This is a genomic window from Paraburkholderia sp. GAS41, assembly GCF_050436545.1.
Lineage (GTDB): Bacteria > Pseudomonadota > Gammaproteobacteria > Burkholderiales > Burkholderiaceae > Paraburkholderia.
This window is the reverse complement of sequence record NZ_JBNDMK010000043.1, coordinates 1-18,270: the sequence shown is the minus strand read 5'-3', so window position 1 is coordinate 18,270 and position 18,270 is coordinate 1. Positions and strand designations below refer to the sequence as shown.

Genomic DNA, 18,270 nt, shown 5'->3' with positions numbered 1-18,270 from the left:
CCCGTAAACCCATAGCGGGCGACACTTCGCTATCGTGGAGGCATGCACGAGGACGACTTCTCCCGATTGCCGCCGGCCGCCCAGGCCTATATCCGTGAACTCGAGTCACGCAACCGGCAGCTGGGCGAACGGATCACGCAGCTCGAAGAACAGTTCCGTCTCGCGCAAAGCAGGCGCTTCGCGCCGAGCAGCGAGAAGCTCCGGGATCGCGTCTTCGATGAGGCCGAACAGATCGCCGCGACCGAGCCCGACGATGACACCGACGGCACCGAAGACACGTTCGCACTGCCCGATACTGGCCTGCCGGATGCACCTGGGCCGGCGCGAAGCAGGCCCGGACGCAAACCGCTGCCGGCACACCTGCCACGCCAGCGTATCGAATACGACCTGCCGGAAGACCAGAAGGTCTGTCCGTGCTGCGCGCAAGCGCTGCACCGCATGGGCGAAGAAGTCAGCGAACAGTTGCATATCGAGGTGAAGGCATCGGTACTGCAACACGTGCGTTTCAAGTACGCATGCCGCCACCGCGAACGCCATGCCGAGCGTACGCCGGTGATCACCGCGCCGATGCCAGCGCAGCCGTTGCCAGGCAGCAATGCCAGTGCGGCGATGATCGCCACCGTCACAGCGGGGAAGTACGTCGACGGTACGCCGCTGTACCGGATGGCCCACGCGCTGGCTCGCGCGGACATTGAGGTCAGACGCGGCACGCTGGCGAACTGGATCATCCGGCCCGCAGAGCTGCATTACAGCCGGCTGTACGACGCACTGCGCAGGACACTGTTGTCGCAGCCGCTGATCCACGGTGACGAGACAACAGTGCAGGTGCTCAAGGAGCCCGGCAAGACCGCGCAAGGCACATCGTATATGTGGGTTTACCGCAGTGCCGAAGACTGTCCGGAACCGGTGGTGCTGTTCGACTACCAGCCGGGGCGCGGGCAGGAATATCCCCAGGCGTTCCTCGCCGGCTATGAAGGTCTCCTGATGACCGACGGCTATGCCGCCTGGCGCACGCTCGAAGGCGCGACGCACTTCGGCTGTCTGGCGCACGGCCGCCGGGTCTTCGTCGACGCCCTCAAGGGCATGAAGAAACCCGGCGGCCGTGCCGCGCAGGCACTGGAGTATTTCAAGGCGCTGTATCAGGTCGAGACGCTGGCCAAAGACGATCTGCCGGAAGGCGAAACTCGGGACGCCTACACGTACCGGCTGCGCCAGCAACACAGCGTACCGCTGCTGGCGTCCCTGAAGGCGTGGCTCGATGAACAGGCCCCACAGGTCCTGCCCGAGAGCCTGCTGGGAAAGGCGATCAGTTATACGCGCAATCAATGGGATTACCTGAGCCGCTACGTCACCGATGGGCGCGCCCCCGTTGACAATAACGTGATCGAGCGCGACATCCGGCCCTTCTGCACAGGGAGAAAGGCCTGGCTCTTTGCAGACACGGTCGCGGGTGCGAAGGCGAGCGCCATGATCTACAGCCTGATGCTCACGTGCCGGGCGTGCAACGTCGAACCTTATGCATATCTCTTGCATGTGCTTACCGAGCTGCCGCAAAGGCCGCCCGAAGCAGACATCACCGATCTTCTGCCGTTCAACTTCGCGATGCGACCCACTTCGACGCGAACATCCGCTTGACGCGATTCGTGTCGGCTTACGGACAGCGCACAGCATAGGTCCCGGCACGCAGCACGGCAGGCGCAGTCGATTGCGACGCCAGGCGATAATCAAATTCCGCCTGCGTCCATACGATGCTTTGCACAAATCCATGACCAAGTCCTACACCATCTACACACTTCACGCGCAGATCCGTGACATCGAACCGCCCGTCTGGCGACGGATCCACGTCGACGGCAATATCACCTTGCGCAAGCTGCATCACATCCTGCAAGCCGCCTTTGGGTGGGCCGACTCGCATTTGCATGACTTCGAGATCGACGGGCGGACGTACGCGATGGGCGATAACGACAACATGCTCGATCTGTTTGCTGAAGATCCCGAAATGGTGGATGACCGCAAGGCGCGGTTATACAGGATTGCATACCCGGGACACCGGTTCCTCTATCGATATGACTTTGGCGATGACTGGCATCATGACATTCACGTGGAAGAAGTCACTCAAACGGACCATGAGCCGCACAGCGAGGCGTGGATTGGTGCTGGAGAACGTGCCTGTCCGCCCGAGGACGTCGGTGGCACCTACGGATATGCAGAAATGTTGCGCGTTCTGAGCCTGGAGCCAGACAGCGACGAAGCGAAGCGTTATAGAACATGGGCGGGCGACGACTTCGATGCCGACCTGTTCGACCGACGGGCAGCCAACTCGACGCTGCTGCGCATGGCGTGGAACAACTGGGGCAAAAAGTAGACAGGCTTGACCCCCTGTTCTCCGATGCATCTGACGATCCGGTGTGCTTTAACTAGCGCTTACGATCAAACTTGTACCGTTGTTCGAGAAAGCCTTTCGCAAGCACAAACGTCCGGTCGGCAAGAGCTGGAGGATGGATGAAACCTACGTCAAGGTAGGCGGCCAGTGGAAGTACTTGTACCGCGCGGTGGACAAGGCCGGCAATACGGTCGATTTCCTGTTGCGGGCGCATCGCGACAAGGCGGCAGCACGCCGTTACTTCGAGAAAGCCATCGAGCGGAACGGGACGCCCGAGACCGTGACCATGGATAAAAGTGGGGCGAATCTTGCCGCCCTCCAGGCCATCAACGCTGAGCGGGAAACGCCCATCAAGGTCCGGCAGGTCAAGTATCTGAACAACATCGTAGAGCAGGATCATCGGGCGATCAGACGCCGAAAAAAGGACAGCGGCGTCACCCGAACCGCTGCCGATCAGTTCTATTCGTTGGTGGTGTAGGGACTCCTTATCTTCGCGGAATTTTCTTGCATTGCCGCCGTTATCGCGACACAACCGCGTTCACTCAACCTTGCGCCGCCGTTTAGTGCCGGATTTGCACCGCCGCTAACACAGCGCCGATCACCGCGGCTAACACCTTCGCCAACAAGCTTGGGGGACCGGGACGCATAGCTGCGCCATCCTGCCCGAGTGTCTACTGTTGCTTGTCAAATTGCATCGCATCTCCGATGGCGATTTTGCCGTGACGGTTTCAGCGGGGAGGTGCAGCAGAGATCTTGATATTCAAGCGGACGAAGGTCAATTTGCTGACGCGCCGCACGCCGAATTAGGCTGTCCGCTCATTAACTCAGTATGCGCCGAAGATCCGGTCGAGTGCCGCGAGAATGGCCTCAGGGTGATCGGAAAGCGAACCGATGCACTTGCCAAGAGCGTTCAAGGGGACCGCGCTCATGGCAGGCGTATCGAGGAAACATTGTTCGCTGTGAACTGCAAATACGGGAAGCAGATCGGATGGCTTTCCGGAGAAGGCGAGATGTCTGACAGGCCGCAAAGGAATCACGATGCGCGTCGGCAAAATGCCGACATGGCTGCTTTGCACGTCGAGCAGGTAAGGTGCCAGCTTGCGCGTCTCAATGTCGGGGTTCGCGTAGAGATCAAACCTAGCCATTAAAACATCCTATATTTCGCGAGCGGTAGCCCGTCGCGATCGACCATCGCAGTGTACGCGGCGATCAGTTCGGCGTTTTCCTCCGCCCAACGACGGGCCTCCGCCTCCTGGATTTCTTCACGCACGCCACGCTCACTCGCGCGCGAAAGATTGATGCCAAGCTGCTTGGCCCGCTCAAGCACCTCGGGCGGCAAGGTAACGTTGGTGGATTTACGCGGTCGAACTTCGAGTGCTTTGCCCATGTGCGGCTCCATGTTGCATATCATGTGCATTATGCTGCACAAGTTTGGCCGGTCGCAACCGTGTCGGCCGCTGGCAGATCAGCGCCAGACCAACATCGGCCAATTGGGTGACGAAGATCCAATAGCTGACCCTATTAAGCACCAGCCAATTTCATTTGACATGACATAATTTGGCCCTTTTTATTACTGACGCCACGTTTGCGCGTTGGCGCCCTTTGGACCCGTAGGCTGTCAACGCCCGAGATTGCCCGAGGCTGTCGGTGCCCGGATAATGAGCGCTGATCAACGGCAATCGTAGAGAGCGCATGACCGACAATCTGCCCAACGATTCGTGGGCGACGACTACAGGCGCTGGCTCGCTGAACTCAAACAGAGGGTCGAGCGATCCCGACTCCGCGCAGTCACCAATGCGAACCGCGAACTCGTGACGCTGTACTGGCAGATTGGCCGGGAAATCCTGGATCGTCAGCATCGACAGGGGTGGGGCGCTGGAGTAGTGGACCAGCTTGCCCGGGACCTGAAAGCCGCGTTTCCCGACATGCGCGGTTTTTGCCCGCGTAACCTGAAATATATGCGCTCGCTGGCGCAGGCCTGGCCGGACGCGGAATTTGTGCAGCAGCCTGCTGCACAATTGCCTTGGTTCCATCTCTGTACCTTGTTGGACAAGGTCAAGGATCCGGGGCAACGAACCTGGTATGCCGGCAAGTCGCTTGAGCACGGCTGGTCGAGGCAGGTGCTGACGATGCAGATCGAGACAGCGGCCTACACGCGAGCCGGCAGCGCCGTGACGAGTTTCAGGGAAACCTTACCCCGCAACAGTCCGATCTCGCTCGGGATGCGCTGAAGGACCCCTACATCTTCGACTTTCTCGGCCTTACTGAAGATGCACAGGAACGTGACATCGAGCAGGCTCACCAGTCACATCACCCGGTTCCTTCTTGAGTTGGGAGCGGGATTCGCGTTTGTAGGGCGGCAATACCGGCTGGACGTCAGCGGCGACGAATTTTTCATTGATCTCCTGTTTTACCATCTGAAATTGCGCTGCTATGTGGTCGTGGAACTGAAAACAACCTCGTTCCGTCCAGAGTATGCGGGCCAGCTTAACTTCTACCTGTCTGCGATTGATGCGCAGGTGAAAGCGCCGGATGATCAACCCACGATCGGCTTGCTCCTGTGCAAGGAAAAGAACCGGCTGGTCGCGGAATATGCGCTGCGTGGGGTCGCCAAGCCAATGGGCGTGGCCGAGTATCAGCTGCTTCGACAGGTGCCCGAATCACTGGAAACAACGCTGCCGTCGATCGACCTGATCGAAGCAGAGCTTCGGCCAGATCTTCCCTACGTTTGATTCAGGCGCGCCCGTAGGTGCGCGAGTGACCGAATATTTCGCGGTCATCCAGCCTTTATTTGACATAAAAAGAATTGGCAATGTTTTATGCGGATGTTTAAATGTTGATTCTTGGCACCTATGGTGTGGTGTTGCGTTGGTTTGGTTTTTCAGGTTTTGTTATATTTCAACGGGTAAGGCGGCCGACTTATCCACAGGATATCCACTTTTTGGATGTTTCCTGTTGCGTACCCAAAGCGCTTGCGTTTGTTGCGTCGATACCTATCTGGAGACGCAACAGATTTATAGCAGCGAACGTGATACTGCTATCCTCGGTGTTGCGTCTCCATCTACGGTTTTCATGTGTGCAACCTTACTGGCGTGCAGCAAAGGCTCGGCGGGAGATTGATATGGAGTTGTTGTCTGGATCCTTCGCGTTGGCGAAGCTGTAGCCGCTTGCCTGGTGTATGGCACCGAATTCGAGTCCACGCTTTGTGCACTGTTCCTTAAAGCTCTCAACGTCTTGAACGTCGAATACGAGCTTTATACAGGCTTGTCCTGACTTCACGCCCTTGCCAGCCTTGTGAACCATGATCTTGATACCGCCATGCGGCGCGACGAGTTCGGCGATGCGGCCGTCGTCATCCAGTTCGCATGTAAACCCGAAGTGCCGCTCATAGAACTCGCAGGTCTTTTGCACATCTTTCGCATACAGCAATATCCGATTGAGCGATGGTCCCATCCCTTCCTCAACTGTAAGTGACGTTCGCGTTAGCGTAACACCTAGCAGGCTGCGGAAATACCCGAAGCAATCACGGGCGGCTTTCCTCCCGAAGGGGAAGCTGGAGTCGTTTTTTCCACCATCCGGGAATTGATTGTCCGATTCCCGTCTCTGGTGGCTAGTCGGTGCCTTTTTTAGCCCCGATTTAGCTTATTGCGCCACCTGCGGACGGATTTGCCCCAAAGTGCGCATGCGGACCAGGTTGTACGCTGCCATCGTCAGCACAAACATCTGATCCACTTTCTTCAACCCGCGCACCATCACCTGACGCATGCCGCCAACCGTCTTGGCCCAGCCGAAGCCTTGTTCGATCAGTTTGCGCTTTTGCTGCGAGATGGCGTAGCCCTCGCTTTGGGCAATCGCCTTCGGTACCGCAGATTGGCGCCCTGAATTGTTCTGCGCCACATGCGGCGTGACCTTCATGTCCACACAGGCTTCCACGAACTCCTGGGCGTCATAGCCCTTGTCAGCTCCGAGCGTAATCTCACGCGCCGGGTCATCGAGCGCCTGTCTGGCATCGTTAATCATGGCCTTGGCGGCTTCGCGCTCGGCATAACCATCAGCGATCGTCACCACGGCACTGGCCACCAGACCGTGGCGGTTGCCCGCAGAACAGAGTAGTGAGTTCCCCTGCCTAGATTGCCCACGGGGCGCGTTTCATCGTGCAGGGTCTGGAAGAAGGGGCAATAGGACATGTGATACCTCCTTTCGGGAGAGAGGCGGCTTCCACCGCAGAACCGCAGCCATTTCGTGGCTGAGGGGATCATGCAAACATTGTCACGCCAACTAGACAGTCATCGACGCTTTGTTTCTCCCCGGCGCTTCAGACTCTCCGCCGGCATTGGAGATACGGTTGCTTCTGGTATCGCGCCAAGCTCCGCAAGTTTGTCCCGTGCGTCGCGATACTGTTCATAGAACCTGGCCCACTTGCTGAAGCCACCGAGTTCGCCGACGGCGCGCAACATCGCAAGGTGGGAAGCGGTCAGTAGTTGCACAGTGGCTTCGAGTTCTGCAATCCTGATGTCCTTGTCGGCCAGCGAGGCCGCGGTATCGGCGCCGGAGCGTTTCGCAACGCGGCCTCGCCAGCGCCGGTATTCGGCTTGCCGCTGCTGATATTCAGCGAGCAGCTTGCTCCGGGATTCGCTACGAGTGATCGACGACGCCGCATTAATGGATGGGTGTAACCGGGCAACAGCGCGTGCGGTGATATCTTCGTCCTCAGCCAGCAGCGTTTCGAGAATCTCACGCATCTGGTCGTCGTCGCTGGACGACGTGGTCTCGTTCAGTTCAATCATCAAGTACTCCGCGTTGCCGGGGCAGTGACAGGTCAACGCCGTCAGGGAAGGGGCGTTCGCCCGCTGGTGTGGCAAGAAGCTTCTGTACGCCGGTCAGCCGCTTCTCTGGTGGTCAAGCTGGTTTTGCCAGCCGATGCTGGTCGATGGTCTGGCCTTGATCGACTCGAGGGCAAGCTTGAACTTGCCCTCGAGCCGGATCAGGTTCTGCCGGTTCTCCGGCAGATCGGTGGCCGACAGATGGCGGCAGTCCGCAAAGCATTCGAGATGTTTGGGGCAGGGATCGACCGTAAATGAATTCAGGCAATGTCCATACGGTGTGGCATGGAAACCGTCCGCTTCGGCACGAAGGTACTCGTACGCGGCAGTGTCGCCCTCTGTTACCTGGATGCGCCGGAACGCGTCCACGATCGGGCCATTGGCCTTACCGCCCTTGATGAGCCTGGCAACCGTGCTGGCTTTTTCACCGAGCATGATCTCGATGTCCTGCGGGATCTCGATCTGGTCCAGATCTTCTGCGAGGCTGCGATGGTCGTACTCGTAACTATGTGCGACGCTGCGCCGGTTGAAGCGCTTCGAGATGATGGTGTCGGCGACACCCAGCCGGAACAGCTCAGTGTTTTGCAGATGACGCAGCATGTGCGACTCGATCTTCAAGGCACGGTCTTCGTCGGTCTGTCCGTATTTTTCGAACAGCGACGGGAGGTCCTTGGAGTCACCGAGTGCCTGTCCAATGAACGTCGGATCAGGACGGTTAACCGACATGTAGCGGGTCACGTCGCACAAACCGTCGTTGCGCTCTTCGACAAGCGAGCGCTTGGGCTGCACGAACAGAAACTCCCACGGCTGAACGACGCCGACCGCAAGCGGCAATGGTGTGGTGTCCGACACCTTCGTTGGCGTTTTGAGCCGGATATGCTCTTCGAGTTCTCCAACGTGCAGATGCGTCGCGTGCCATTCCATACGTTCAAGAAGGCTAACGGGAGAGCCGTTCCCATGGCGGAAGCGCATGCCAGTCTTGCCCTCGCGCATCGCTTTTACCAGACGGTTTCCGAACTGATAGACGGCCATGTTCAGTGTAAGGTCACCGCTGCGGCGTCGTTCCATCTGATAGCCGTACAGCTCAACGAGTACCGCCGGATCGAAGTCGTCACGGTAGCGCTCGATGAATGGTTCCTGCCCAATATCCAGCCAGAACGGGTTACCCATCAACCGCGTATAGATTTCGATGATGGGCACGAGGCTGTCGGCCGGGTACCACGGAAGCAGACGCCCCGTCTCGCATTGCAGCTTCAGCGTCGCGCGTAGCGGAGCTGTGAGCTTCGCGACATGGTCGAGCGTCTCTGTCAGCAGGACCCGGAACATGTCGGGAACAGGCTGCGTGTTTTCACGCAGGAAGCGGCTGTCCGACTCGTCGTCCTGTTGCTTTTCCGCGAAGTGCCGGGCCATCAGCGACGTTGAGATGCCACCGGCTTCGCCGGCAGGCCGCCCCTTTGAGTCCAGATACGTCCGCTCGCGCTTCCAGTCGACCGGCAACAGGGCAGCTTCGCCCGCACGCATGCCAGTCACGATCATTGTGCGCACGGCGGCGAACCGCAGATCGTCCATGAACGTCCGCGGCTTCTCGGTCATCACGATCCGGGTCAGTTCCCAGAACGCCCGGCGTTCGGGTAGCCGCTCCTCGTTTTTGCGTGCCTCCAGGTCGGCGCGCAACTCGTCCTGCGACCAGGTATGTTTCGCCTTGATCGCGCTTTTCGTACGCATGCGCGTACTGTCTAGCGACGGATACAACTGCCCCACATCGCAGAGGTGTTGGGCATCAAGAATCACCTTGACGATACCGATGACCAGATCGCCAAGTTTGCCGCTGGCCTGTATCGCTGCTCCAATGCGAATCGCGATACGGAGATCATCAACGGTTAGCTGCCAAGGATCCTTTTCCACGCATGTTGCAACCACCCGGAGCGGTCGCGCGATGTGTTGCATGACATGTCCGGTGGTGTTCCGTTTGAACAGTAACTGTTCGGTAACGGATGCCTTGATCAGATCCTGCCAGGCCAGCGAGAGGGGTCGCCGGGGCAGTGGCGCCAGGCTCTGCTCAGCGCGCTCCGCATTGATGATCGCGAGCGCCTTCGCATCAGGTCCAAGATCTCGCAGGTAAAGGGTCGGCGGCGGTACGTCGCCGGCAATGACAGTAAGGTTCCAGCCGACGCCGTCGCATGCGGCACCTGTTTCGTCGAGAGGCATGTCCCACGACAGCCGTTTCTCATGGGCCAGCATTTTGCCCAGTTCAATGAACGCAGAGTAGTGTGGATTCATCGGTTGTCGGCTTCCAGTTCTTCGATGACTGTCTGTATCTCGGCGATCGTGCGTTGCAGTTGCAGGTAGGCCGGCGACCTGGTGTCGCCGCGGGAACTCTGGTCGAAGAAGATCACCACTTCACGCATCTCGGCCAGCACGCGCTCATGCATCGCCTTGTCGTGCAGGGGCATGAATTTCCTGCATCCATAGCACGATGTGACCGGGTTGTAGGGACAGGCGGGCTGGCCCGATTTGCAGCCCCCGATACCGGCAATCGGAATGCCGTGAGGTACACCGGCAATCTGCTGCTCACCTTTAAGAAGGGTGAGCTCTTCCGGGGAGATGAACCGGTCGTGTGCAATTTTCGCCACGCGTCGATATATGTCCGACGCGCCGAGAGCACGGTTGACACGCTCCGCATGGGTCGCTGATGTCTCGTAATACACGAGTCCTGTTTGCACGTTCGAATGGCCCATAAACTCGGCGAGCTCTTCGTGGCTTGCGCCGGCATCAACGAGTCTCTGGGCCGCCGTGTGGCGCAGGTCTGTTGCTGTACCGAGGTCTTCGGAGTCGATCAGCTTTCTGACGAGCGCGGCAATGCGGGTTCCGGCTTCGTAGTTCGATTCGACAGCAAAGAAATGCCCAGCACCAGCGAGACCTTCAGCCGTTCGTCGGGCCTTTAACGCAACGAAGATCGGAGCCCACTCGCGCTTGACCCGACGCGTAAGCGGTTTTCTTTTCGAGTTGCTTTTCTGTTTGGCCATATGGAAGGTTAGATGAACCGTCGGCGGTTCACCCGGTACGTCCTCCCAGATACGTACATTTCTCATGGTCAGCATCGCGATCTGAAGGAAATCGACGCGACGGCGGACATGGCCCTCGGCAAGAATCGCACGTCGGTCAGCACGCTGTGCTCGGTCATGAGGATCACGATCACCAACATGATGTAAATCGCCATGACGACGGGATCCGTGCGTTTTGCTTCACCATTGACGATCCCGTCCCGAGCCATGTGCTGGCGGAATGGCTTGATGTGCTGCTATCGCTGATGGGGCCGTCAATGCTACGTATCAAGGGGATCCTGAATGTGCGGGGCGTAGACAGCCCCGTCGTCATTCACGGCGTCCAGCACGTTTTCCATCCGCTGGTCGAGCTCGATGCGTGGCCAGACGACGACAGACGTTCGAGGATCGTTTTCATCACCCGTTCTGTCGAGCGCGAGACAATCGTGGCAACCTTCCGACTCTTCACTGAGGCCGCAGCGATACGGGCGCAGGATGAGCGCGCCGGGTGAACCGATGCCCCGGCCACGCTGCATATCACAACCCGCGCCCGGAAAAGGGGGCGCCGCCAACGGGATTGCAGGAGGTGGTCACAATGTATGCCTGCAGTCCCACGGTGCGCCGACACGTGACCCAGAAAGGTCCGCAGCCGATACTGTTCGATGCGTCCGCACCACTGCTTCGCACTTTGCCAGCTGGTTTGCCACGTCGTTGTGCGGATCGATGTCGACGGGCGGACCAACAAGTTCGCCCGTTGCCGGGTTGCGCTGGTCCGCAGCGTCACTTCGCGTCCTGCCTCTGGCAGGGCGTCGTTACGTTAAAGTCGGCGTGAGCCCGCCGGCGAGCAGCAGCGCTGTCTGAAGCGCGGCAAACACAACGATTGCGATGCCGCCAAGCAGTGCCATGGTTCGCTGCATGCGTGCAATGCCCACGCGGTAGCGTATTCCGATGCGTCCAGCTACGCGGTTCAGGCCAGCCGCACCAAGACCCACGAGTGAGACCGTCACGGTCACGCCTAGCGCCATCGCCAATGCGGCTGAGATGCCCGCTTCCGGTACGTGCGCGCCGGCGGACACCACTAGCACGAAGATTGCACCCGCACATGGCCGCATGCCCGCACCCAACCCGGTCAGGAAGATCTGCGATCGCATCCAGTTCATATGCCTGAACGGCATTATCCTGATCTGCGCCGGCTGACGGAGCGCGGGGTGCGAGCGTATCGTCAGCCGGTTGCCGAGATATTCGCGATCTTGGTCAGCCTGGCCGTCCTGAACATTCGGCCGTCGTGGTATCAGCACGACCTTGCCCGTGTCGACACAACAGTCGCGCCGCGTAGCGACTGACCATACGGTCCAAGAGCCCGCGACACAAAGCAACACGTAACTGACCAGTTCAAGCGAGACCGCGCGCGAGAGAATCCCCTGAGCGCCTGCGCGCGTCACCAGGATGCTTCCCATGACCACAATGATGGCGCACATGGCCTGCACCGCGGCTGTCCAGCCGCTTAACAGAATGGCGTGGCGAGCACGGGCGCCGCGCGATCCCAGATAGGTCCCGACCACGAGCTTGCCGTGGCCTGGCCCGAGTGCGTGCAGCACGCCGTAGGCAAATGAAAGTAACAGCAGGGTTGCCCACAGACGCGGATCGCGTTCGGTGCCGATACGGGCCGCCGCATCCTGGACACGGGCATTCCAGCGCGCCTGAAGGCGCACCCCCGCCAGCACCGCCTTGCGCACAGGACCGGGAACCTCGATCGCATCCGGTTCCGCCGCATCGCCTTGCCGTACGACGGAATCCCGCTGCAAGGCAGGCGATGCGGCAGCCGCTGCTGACGCTGCAAGCGGCCTGCCGAAGATGTCTATGCCTTCGGCTGCATACGTGACGGTGGCGACAAGCGAGCCGCAACATAGCAGAATTGCCGGGACCAACACAGCTCGACTACGCAGCACGGCACGCGTAGCCGCAAAGATTCTGCAGATGGTTTTCAACATATGATTGCCGTGGCCTGGGGTACGACGGTTCCATAAAAGATCGAATGACGCTGGTCGGCGAAGGTGCGGATCCTGCATGTTGGCGCAGCACCGCCGTCGAGTGAAACAGCGACATCCATGCCGGGCTCGTAGTCGACGTAAAACGACTCGTCCCAGACTCCGAACTGCACCCGTCTCCCTGCAACGGCCACAGGTTTCACCAGGCGTAGCGTGAAGGTGTATTCGATCCGTCCATTTTTCACCGATACGCTGAAATCCGAGGGTTCGGCGAAATGCTGGGATTCACCGTCGACAAGCAGATGATTGAAGTAGTCGGCGGGAGCGAGCGATGAGAACGCCTGCTGTCTGAATATTCCCGTTTGTGCTGGCCCCACTGGTCCGTCGATAGGCAGATGGTCGATCCCGACCAGCATGACCGGAAAGCCTTCTGTAAAGCGCCAGTTTTCCGTTATCGCGCTAATCGTGGCGCCCTGCATGCGGATCTTCGCGGTGTAAGTGATCCAGACATGTGGATGCGCGGTTGCAGTCGATGCGCTCAGGATGGCAAATACGGCTACCATGCGCCTGAGCGTCCAAACAGGAAACCGTATCAGTGAAGTCATATGTGGGCTGGTCGAGGTGTCCGTTTTATTAAGCCTGCGGTGCGCAGTCGCCGCCCGACATGAAGCGGCGCATGAGCGAAGCGCATTATCGCCTCGCAAGCGCCGTGAATGAACTGCCGACTGTCTATCGACATGGCGCATCGATAGCAGGAGTGCCTTGCAGTCGCGAACGCGATGGTTGTAACAGCAAAGTCAGGAAAACCGACTCCGGAAGGCCGAGGCACGGTACGCCTATGTTGCGGCATACCTGGACGACGTCCTGCCTGACGCATCGAGCTCGACAGCGCCCTACGGCGCACGTTTGCTGATCTATGATTCAGTCATGGCGGACGTGTTCCCCCGTCACTGTTAATTGAGGAGCATAGTCATGAGCACCTGCAATGAACCGCATCATGCCCATCACGATCACAAGCACGGGCCGAACTGCGGGCACACGGCCATCCGGCACGGCGATCACGTCGACTATCTGCATGATGGAAATCTGCACCACCCTCATGCCGATCATGTCGATGAGCACAGACTCGAGGTCAGCGCGAAAAACCCGGATCGCTGTACGCCCGACCATAACTGCGGCGGCCACGCATCCGATCACGTACACGGGCCAGGCTGCGGGCACGAACCGGTTCCCCATGGAGACCACGTCGACTATCTTGTGAACGGCCACCTGCATCATCCGCACGGTGATCATTGCGATGATCATGGCCCCGTGGATCTGGCGTAATCGCATGGCGAACGGAGCAGGCGTCGCTTGAGAAAACCTGCCTGTACTGATTGGCACATGCGCTCGCAGACGACGCGCACCTTACCTGTTAACCCGGCGCCGCGTGATGCGAGCGGATGTGCATGGCGCTCGGCGCCAGCGCCAGCGCGAGAGTGACTAGCAGACCTCACCCGCTGGCGTCATGCGCGACGGCAACCCATATCCTTCTGCATTACTTGCAATGCTGCGGTTTATCCGGGCGTAACGAGCGGAGGGTTCTTGCGTTAATTGCCAGCCCGGAAGACCATTACAGATGATCTTCGTGATGGGTGTGTTCTCGATGGCTCGAATCAGATTGAAGACCAGACGGCCATGAAAGAGAGCAGGGCAACGGGCTTTCATGCCAATGGCGACAGAATTTTCGCCTGACAAGCATCTCCGGGCAGCAAGCCGGCTATCGTTGTATGGCTGCCAAACCGCGGTCGCATATCGACGGCTCGACGGCCCGCAACGAATAAATCAGTGTCATTAGCCTCACCCAGAACGGGGGCCACTGGTTGACATAAAAACTGATCTCTGGCCTCAACATTGTCGAGGCCATTCTGAAATGTCCGCTTTCCGGCTAAGTTGAAATGTCCGGGTTTAAGGGGTTTGTTTCTAACGCCTTTTGTCTCACACATTGTTGAAGGACGACGCCTGAACTGGCAGGGCGCTTACGTCTGCGTCGATCACCTTTGCAGATCGACGGCCAGGTTTGCGTGGTTGTTGCATTTGCCGCTGCTGCGACTGTTCCAGAATCACACCATTGATATCGGCCTGCGTGAACTCGCGTTGCTTCTTCTTGCCTGGCGAGCGGCTTTGAACCCTGGTTGCAACGCCGAGGTGGGTTCGCGAAGGCGCTTTTCCGATCCGACTGTTATCGCGTTGAGCCTGGATCACCTGCGAGACCTGAAGCACGTGACCCAGCCGCTTATGCTCAACGACCGCGCCCTGGTCAACTTCGGTCAGCCGGTCGTACTGTCTGCATGACAGTGCATGACCATCGGCGCGGAGTTCGATACGCCCATCCGGGTACTCCCAGACCTCGATATACCGGCCGATCAGTTTGCGGTGCCCGGGCGTGTCGTTCAGCAGATACGTGACGCGGTCATACCGCACAGTCAATGACTTGCTCACCTTGCGAGGCTCGCGCCACGTGAGCACCAGATCAAGATTCTCGTCAGCCCTGAGTGGACGGTGAGCATCGAATCCGCTCTTTGGTGGCTTCGCGAAGCGCGCGTTGTAATTTGCCATGAAGGCAGGCGCATACGCATTGGCTCCGGCCGCCGTGCTGATGCCACGCAACCGCAATTCTTTTACGAGCCGGTCCTGCAAAGTCAGGTGGGCCCGTTCGACGCGCCCCTTGGCGGGGCTACTGTTCGCGCAGAACGTGTCGATGTTCAGCTCGTACATCGCCCGGCCGAAATGGGTCACGCTGTTGCCATCCTTGTTCGCACCCGTCTTGCGAAACACGCTGTACTTGTCGCTGTAGAACGCGACAGGCTTGCCGTGGCGTTCAATGTACGCACGCGTCGCCTCGAAGTAGCTGAAGGTCGACTCGGTGGCTGTGAAATGCAGCGTCATCAGCTGGCTCGTCGCATCGTCGACGTACACCAGCAGCGAGCAGGCCGGCGCCCGTTCCTCGAACCACCGGTGATCGCAGCCATCGATCTGGATCAGCTCGCCCAGACACGCGCGCCGCGCACGCGGCTGGTAGATCTTCGGTGGCCGCTGCCGGCGGGGCACCCAGAGACCTGCATCCGTCATCAGATGCCTGACCGTCTCCTTTGCAAGCCGGATGCCGTGACATTCGTACAGCTTCTCGCACGCGAGTGTCGGCCCGAAATCGACATAGCGATCACGAATGATCGAGAGTGCCCGATCGGCCATCACCGCGTCCAGCTGGTTGTTGCTGGGACTCGAGCGCCGACGCGACACGAGGCCTTCCGGTCCATGTTCGCGCAGTCGCGCAACCAGGCGCCGGATCTGCCGCGTCGTCAGCCTGAGCCGTTCTGCCGCGCGCCACGGCTTGAGCTTGCCGTCGGCGACGTCCTGAATGACCTTGAACCTGTCCAGTTCGCGCATCGTCATGGTTATCCGTTCGGTCGCAGCCATTAAAGCCTCCCGCGCCGGAACGCCGGCGGCTGGTCAGCTTACGCTGCGAAAAAGCGGACATTTGAACTTGGCTAAAAGCGGACATTACTACTTAGCCTCTACAGTTCTTTTTGTTGATAAATTATGTTATGTCAAATCAATGGGGCTTGGGGTGGAGTTTTGGTAGTCGCGTTCGTTTGCATAATTTTGTTCCCAACCCGTCAGCTACCGGTCATCGCTGCATCTCGCTATCCGCAGTAGCCGTTGACGCCTTCGTGAACTTCCCCACGACCCACATACACTCCCCGGGATTCGTGACGGATGAATTCAGCTCAAGTGACAAAAAACGATAGAGCGGTTCGGGCAGAATTCAGGCCCGGAATCCGCGCTGGAGCGTCGGGAGATCTACAAAATTGCTTCAATCGTCCGTGGAAAGAACAATGTTATACAAAATCTCATGGAGTAATTTTGTTCCCGATACCGCTGTGGGCCGCCATCTGCCGGTGTTGCATAAGGAACAGGATTATGCAAACCAACGATGAGCAAGTGTGCCTGATTCAAATCCGCCCCTTATTTCAACCAGCCGACCTCTTCTTCTGGACGTGGACCGAATTTAGGCCTATATTTAGTCCTGCAATCTCACTTGAAGGAGCGGGTATGAAGCCGAGTCAGGTCAAGCCAATAAGCTACCTGAAAAGTCACGCAGCAGAAATCGTCCGGGACATCACCGAGAGCGGCGAGCCCATGCTCATCACCCAGAACGGCGAGGCAAAGGTTGTCGTGCAGGATGCCCAATCGTATGAGGACATGCAACAGACGGTTGCCCTCCTCAAGATTCTCGCAATAGGTCAGAAGGACATCGAGACTGGCAACTTCACGCCCACGGACGAAGTGTTTGCCGAACTGGAACGCATGGACAGAGACGAAGGGATCGAATGAAGTCTGTCATTCTCGGACCTGCCAGGTCCGACCTGCAAGACTTGCGACGCTACATCATTAACAAGTTTGGCAACAGGACATGGCTTGAGACCCGAACCAGGATACAGCAATCTATCAAGCAGGTCGAAGAGTTTCCACTGAAGGGTAGCAACCCGCCTGAACTGATGGACTTCCAACTCACTGGTTACTATCAAGTCATCAGCGGTATGAACAGAATCATCTACCAGATTGCAAATGACACCATCTACATACATCTCATAAGCGACACCAGAAGAGACCTCAAAGCAATACTCGCAAAACGACTCATCAGAATGTAAAAACAGACCCGAGCCTCAGTCTTCGAGCTGAGGCTTTTCTGATTCAAAACGACGATGCCACGTGGAGTCGACAAACTTTCAATCTTGGTAGCTATGTAGGAATCCTACCCGCTACACATATCGATTTTTATCAACCACCAGTTGCACCGCTTCTGCCTTGAATTCTTCGGGAAGGTTGCCGTTATCCGGCAAGACCGAGCCCACCAGTTCGGGCGAGCTGGCTCGCCCTCTCATTGTTCAGTCCATCCGTTTGTACAACACTGCGCCAAACTGACCTTCGAGCGCTACTGCGACGGGCTGCTGCGCCCCCGGGGCCGTGCCGCAGCAGCCCCCTCGATCTGTAGACAGGTTTCTGAGCGGTGGAACCGCGATAAGGGTTTTAAGCAGCGCTTGACCGTTAGTTGCGTTTATCGAATGACCACAGTCTTGGGCCGAAGGCGCCGCCTATGACACCGCCTGGTCTTTACCCACCGCGTGACGCTCATGGGTCAACAGTTATCCGTTCGTCCCCTTGACGCTCCGACGTAACGGTCGTCGGTTCGCGCTCATTGTCGCAAGCAGCCTTTCCCTTCCAATCAGCCAGTGGCTGCCCCTACGACCGCGACTCATAGATACGTCTGGCACCTCTGACTCACTTACACACTTGTGCTGCGCATAAAGTGTCGTCGCTGCGCGACCCGGACAGCGCTAAGCCAATTGTGTCTGCACGCCGCTCTGGCGACGCTCTTCATATCGACCTGCAGACCCTCGCTCAGAGGTGGCTCCGGAAATCTGGACAGTCGATTAGGTGGAGTCGCTGGGAACTGAGATAGGCATAATGCCTACAAACGAAACCAGACGATGACGAAGAGAACCCGGCGCACGCACTCAGCGGCGTTCAAGGCTAAGGTGGCACTGGCAGCAGTACGCGGGGAGCGCACGCTGGCAGAATTGGCGCAGCAGTTTGAGGTTCATCCGAACCAGATCACGGAATGGAAGCGGCAGTTGCAAGAACGGGCCGCCTAAAGTGGACCCATCAGTCAAGACACTTTTCTGGTCGATTTAAGCTGCGATCGCGTCCGATTCTGCAGCTGCACGGCGCTGCCCCGTCCCGCATTCTTTTCCCGGCCTTTCATCCGTGTGGCCATATTTGTCGACGATCAACGCGCCGCCACCGATTCCCGTGCGATAGACCTGATCCGGCGTTGCGTATCCCAGCGACTGGTGCGGCCGTTCGGCGTTGCAGAACGCAAAATATTGCGCGAGTCCCACCGTCAGCTCGCCCATGTTGGCGTAGCCCTTCAGATACACGTCTTCATGCTTCACGTTGCGCCACAGCCGCTCCACGAAGATGTTGTC

At 58.5% G+C, this 18,270-nt stretch carries 18 protein-coding genes and 4 pseudogenes; 9 read left to right on the top strand and 13 right to left on the bottom strand.

What is annotated here, in order from left to right; translation table 11 throughout:
- The first annotated feature begins 42 nt into the window (after positions 1–42).
- From tnpC to P3T43_RS33805, 3 genes and pseudogenes are all read left to right on the top strand, one after another.
- Positions 43–1,635 (top strand): IS66 family transposase, encoded by a 1,593-nt coding sequence (tnpC, locus tag P3T43_RS33815; protein ID WP_429285346.1) that lies wholly within the window; start codon positions 43–45, stop codon positions 1,633–1,635.
- Between the two features lie 70 nt (positions 1,636–1,705).
- Entirely contained in the window at positions 1,706–2,365 is a 660-nt protein-coding gene (locus tag P3T43_RS33810; protein WP_429285345.1) for a plasmid pRiA4b ORF-3 family protein, read from the top strand.
- Positions 2,366–2,429: 64 nt separating this feature from the next.
- Positions 2,430–2,861 (top strand): annotated as a pseudogene (locus P3T43_RS33805) (IS6 family transposase); the annotation flags it as partial.
- 346 nt (positions 2,862–3,207) lie between these two features.
- On the opposite strand, the gene P3T43_RS33800 reads toward P3T43_RS33805, so the two are convergent.
- Both P3T43_RS33800 and P3T43_RS33795 read right to left on the bottom strand, forming a co-directional pair.
- Positions 3,208–3,528: a CcdB family protein gene (locus tag P3T43_RS33800; protein ID WP_429285344.1), complete on the bottom strand. Its 321-nt coding sequence runs from the start codon at positions 3,526–3,528 to the stop codon at positions 3,208–3,210.
- Entirely contained in the window at positions 3,528–3,770 is a 243-nt protein-coding gene (locus P3T43_RS33795; protein ID WP_429285343.1) for a type II toxin-antitoxin system CcdA family antitoxin, read from the bottom strand. The genes P3T43_RS33800 and P3T43_RS33795 overlap by 1 nt, the downstream gene beginning before the upstream one ends.
- 331 nt (positions 3,771–4,101) lie before the next feature.
- Between P3T43_RS33795 and P3T43_RS33790 the strand changes: the two are divergent.
- Positions 4,102–5,115: pseudogene (locus P3T43_RS33790) on the top strand (PDDEXK nuclease domain-containing protein).
- A gap of 352 nt (positions 5,116–5,467) precedes the next feature.
- Here the strand turns inward: P3T43_RS33790 and P3T43_RS33785 are convergent.
- The 5 genes and pseudogenes from P3T43_RS33785 to P3T43_RS33765 form a co-directional block, all read right to left on the bottom strand.
- Positions 5,468–5,836, bottom strand: a complete 369-nt coding sequence (locus P3T43_RS33785) for a VOC family protein (protein ID WP_429285342.1) — start codon at positions 5,834–5,836, stop codon at positions 5,468–5,470.
- Positions 5,837–6,025: 189 nt separating this feature from the next.
- Positions 6,026–6,478, bottom strand: a pseudogene (locus P3T43_RS33780) (transposase); the annotation flags it as partial.
- Between the two features lie 191 nt (positions 6,479–6,669).
- Positions 6,670–7,170 (bottom strand): hypothetical protein, encoded by a 501-nt coding sequence (locus P3T43_RS33775; protein WP_054043628.1) that lies wholly within the window; start codon positions 7,168–7,170, stop codon positions 6,670–6,672.
- Between the two features lie 93 nt (positions 7,171–7,263).
- Positions 7,264–9,486, bottom strand: coding sequence for a hypothetical protein (locus tag P3T43_RS33770; protein ID WP_429285341.1), 2,223 nt, complete (start codon positions 9,484–9,486; stop codon positions 7,264–7,266).
- The gene (locus P3T43_RS33765) at positions 9,483–10,232 is read right to left on the bottom strand and encodes a site-specific integrase (protein ID WP_429285340.1); all 750 of its coding nucleotides are present in this window, start codon (positions 10,230–10,232) and stop codon (positions 9,483–9,485) included. Before P3T43_RS33765 ends, P3T43_RS33770 begins: the two co-directional genes overlap by 4 nt.
- Before the next feature lie 12 nt (positions 10,233–10,244).
- On the opposite strand from P3T43_RS33765, the gene P3T43_RS33760 reads away from it, so the two are divergent.
- Complete coding sequence (locus P3T43_RS33760; RefSeq protein ID WP_429285339.1) at positions 10,245–10,418, top strand: hypothetical protein; 174 nt, start codon at positions 10,245–10,247, stop codon at positions 10,416–10,418.
- A complete protein-coding gene (locus P3T43_RS33755) occupies positions 10,379–10,762 on the top strand; it encodes a GTP-binding protein (RefSeq protein WP_429285338.1) in 384 nt (127 codons plus the stop codon). The genes P3T43_RS33760 and P3T43_RS33755 overlap by 40 nt, the downstream gene beginning before the upstream one ends.
- Before the next feature lie 300 nt (positions 10,763–11,062).
- On the opposite strand, the gene P3T43_RS33750 is transcribed toward P3T43_RS33755, so the two are convergent.
- The 4 genes from P3T43_RS33750 to P3T43_RS33735 form a co-directional block, all read right to left on the bottom strand.
- A complete protein-coding gene (locus P3T43_RS33750) occupies positions 11,063–12,178 on the bottom strand; it encodes a nickel/cobalt transporter (protein WP_429285337.1) in 1,116 nt (371 codons plus the stop codon).
- A gap of 56 nt (positions 12,179–12,234) precedes the next feature.
- The gene (locus P3T43_RS33745; protein WP_429285336.1) at positions 12,235–12,801 is read right to left on the bottom strand and encodes a DUF1007 family protein; all 567 of its coding nucleotides are present in this window, start codon (positions 12,799–12,801) and stop codon (positions 12,235–12,237) included.
- 358 nt (positions 12,802–13,159) lie between these two features.
- Positions 13,160–13,543 (bottom strand): hypothetical protein, encoded by a 384-nt coding sequence (locus tag P3T43_RS33740; RefSeq protein ID WP_429285335.1) that lies wholly within the window; start codon positions 13,541–13,543, stop codon positions 13,160–13,162.
- 672 nt (positions 13,544–14,215) lie between these two features.
- Positions 14,216–15,697: an ISNCY family transposase gene (locus P3T43_RS33735; RefSeq protein ID WP_429285334.1), complete on the bottom strand. Its 1,482-nt coding sequence runs from the start codon at positions 15,695–15,697 to the stop codon at positions 14,216–14,218.
- 636 nt (positions 15,698–16,333) lie between these two features.
- Between P3T43_RS33735 and P3T43_RS33730 the strand changes: the two genes are divergently transcribed.
- Both P3T43_RS33730 and P3T43_RS33725 read left to right on the top strand, forming a co-directional pair.
- Positions 16,334–16,615, top strand: coding sequence for a type II toxin-antitoxin system Phd/YefM family antitoxin (locus P3T43_RS33730; RefSeq protein ID WP_429285333.1), 282 nt, complete (start codon positions 16,334–16,336; stop codon positions 16,613–16,615).
- On the top strand, positions 16,612–16,932 hold the full coding sequence (locus P3T43_RS33725) for a type II toxin-antitoxin system RelE/ParE family toxin (RefSeq protein ID WP_429285332.1): 321 nt from the start codon (positions 16,612–16,614) through the stop codon (positions 16,930–16,932). The genes P3T43_RS33730 and P3T43_RS33725 overlap by 4 nt, the downstream gene beginning before the upstream one ends.
- Positions 16,933–17,043: 111 nt before the next feature.
- Here the strand turns inward: P3T43_RS33725 and P3T43_RS33720 are convergent, their stop codons facing one another.
- Positions 17,044–17,166, bottom strand: coding sequence for a hypothetical protein (locus P3T43_RS33720; protein WP_429285331.1), 123 nt, complete (start codon positions 17,164–17,166; stop codon positions 17,044–17,046).
- 606 nt (positions 17,167–17,772) lie between these two features.
- Between P3T43_RS33720 and P3T43_RS33715 the strand changes: the two are divergent.
- Positions 17,773–17,934: pseudogene (locus P3T43_RS33715) on the top strand (transposase); the annotation flags it as partial.
- 39 nt (positions 17,935–17,973) lie between these two features.
- Here the strand turns inward: P3T43_RS33715 and P3T43_RS33710 are convergent.
- Positions 17,974–18,270 (bottom strand): integrase core domain-containing protein (locus tag P3T43_RS33710; protein WP_429285330.1); only part of this gene is annotated, 297 nt, incomplete at its 5' end.

Coding starts and splice junctions, on each gene's coding strand:
- tnpC (WP_429285346.1), top strand. CDS start 43: ATGCACGAGGACGACTTCTCCCGATTGCCGCCGGCCGCCCAGGCCTAT.
- P3T43_RS33800 (WP_429285344.1), bottom strand. CDS start 3,528: ATGGCTAGGTTTGATCTCTACGCGAACCCCGACATTGAGACGCGCAAG.
- P3T43_RS33795 (WP_429285343.1), bottom strand. CDS start 3,770: ATGGGCAAAGCACTCGAAGTTCGACCGCGTAAATCCACCAACGTTACC.
- P3T43_RS33785 (WP_429285342.1), bottom strand. CDS start 5,836: ATGGGACCATCGCTCAATCGGATATTGCTGTATGCGAAAGATGTGCAA.
- P3T43_RS33775 (WP_054043628.1), bottom strand. CDS start 7,170: ATGATTGAACTGAACGAGACCACGTCGTCCAGCGACGACGACCAGATG.
- P3T43_RS33770 (WP_429285341.1), bottom strand. CDS start 9,486: ATGAATCCACACTACTCTGCGTTCATTGAACTGGGCAAAATGCTGGCC.
- P3T43_RS33765 (WP_429285340.1), bottom strand. CDS start 10,232: ATGGCCAAACAGAAAAGCAACTCGAAAAGAAAACCGCTTACGCGTCGG.
- P3T43_RS33760 (WP_429285339.1), top strand. CDS start 10,245: ATGAACCGTCGGCGGTTCACCCGGTACGTCCTCCCAGATACGTACATT.
- P3T43_RS33745 (WP_429285336.1), bottom strand. CDS start 12,801: ATGGTAGCCGTATTTGCCATCCTGAGCGCATCGACTGCAACCGCGCAT.
- P3T43_RS33740 (WP_429285335.1), bottom strand. CDS start 13,543: ATGATCATCGCAATGATCACCGTGCGGATGATGCAGGTGGCCGTTCAC.
- P3T43_RS33735 (WP_429285334.1), bottom strand. CDS start 15,697: ATGGCTGCGACCGAACGGATAACCATGACGATGCGCGAACTGGACAGG.
- P3T43_RS33730 (WP_429285333.1), top strand. CDS start 16,334: ATGAAGCCGAGTCAGGTCAAGCCAATAAGCTACCTGAAAAGTCACGCA.
- P3T43_RS33725 (WP_429285332.1), top strand. CDS start 16,612: ATGAAGTCTGTCATTCTCGGACCTGCCAGGTCCGACCTGCAAGACTTG.
- P3T43_RS33720 (WP_429285331.1), bottom strand. CDS start 17,166: ATGAGAGGGCGAGCCAGCTCGCCCGAACTGGTGGGCTCGGTCTTGCCG.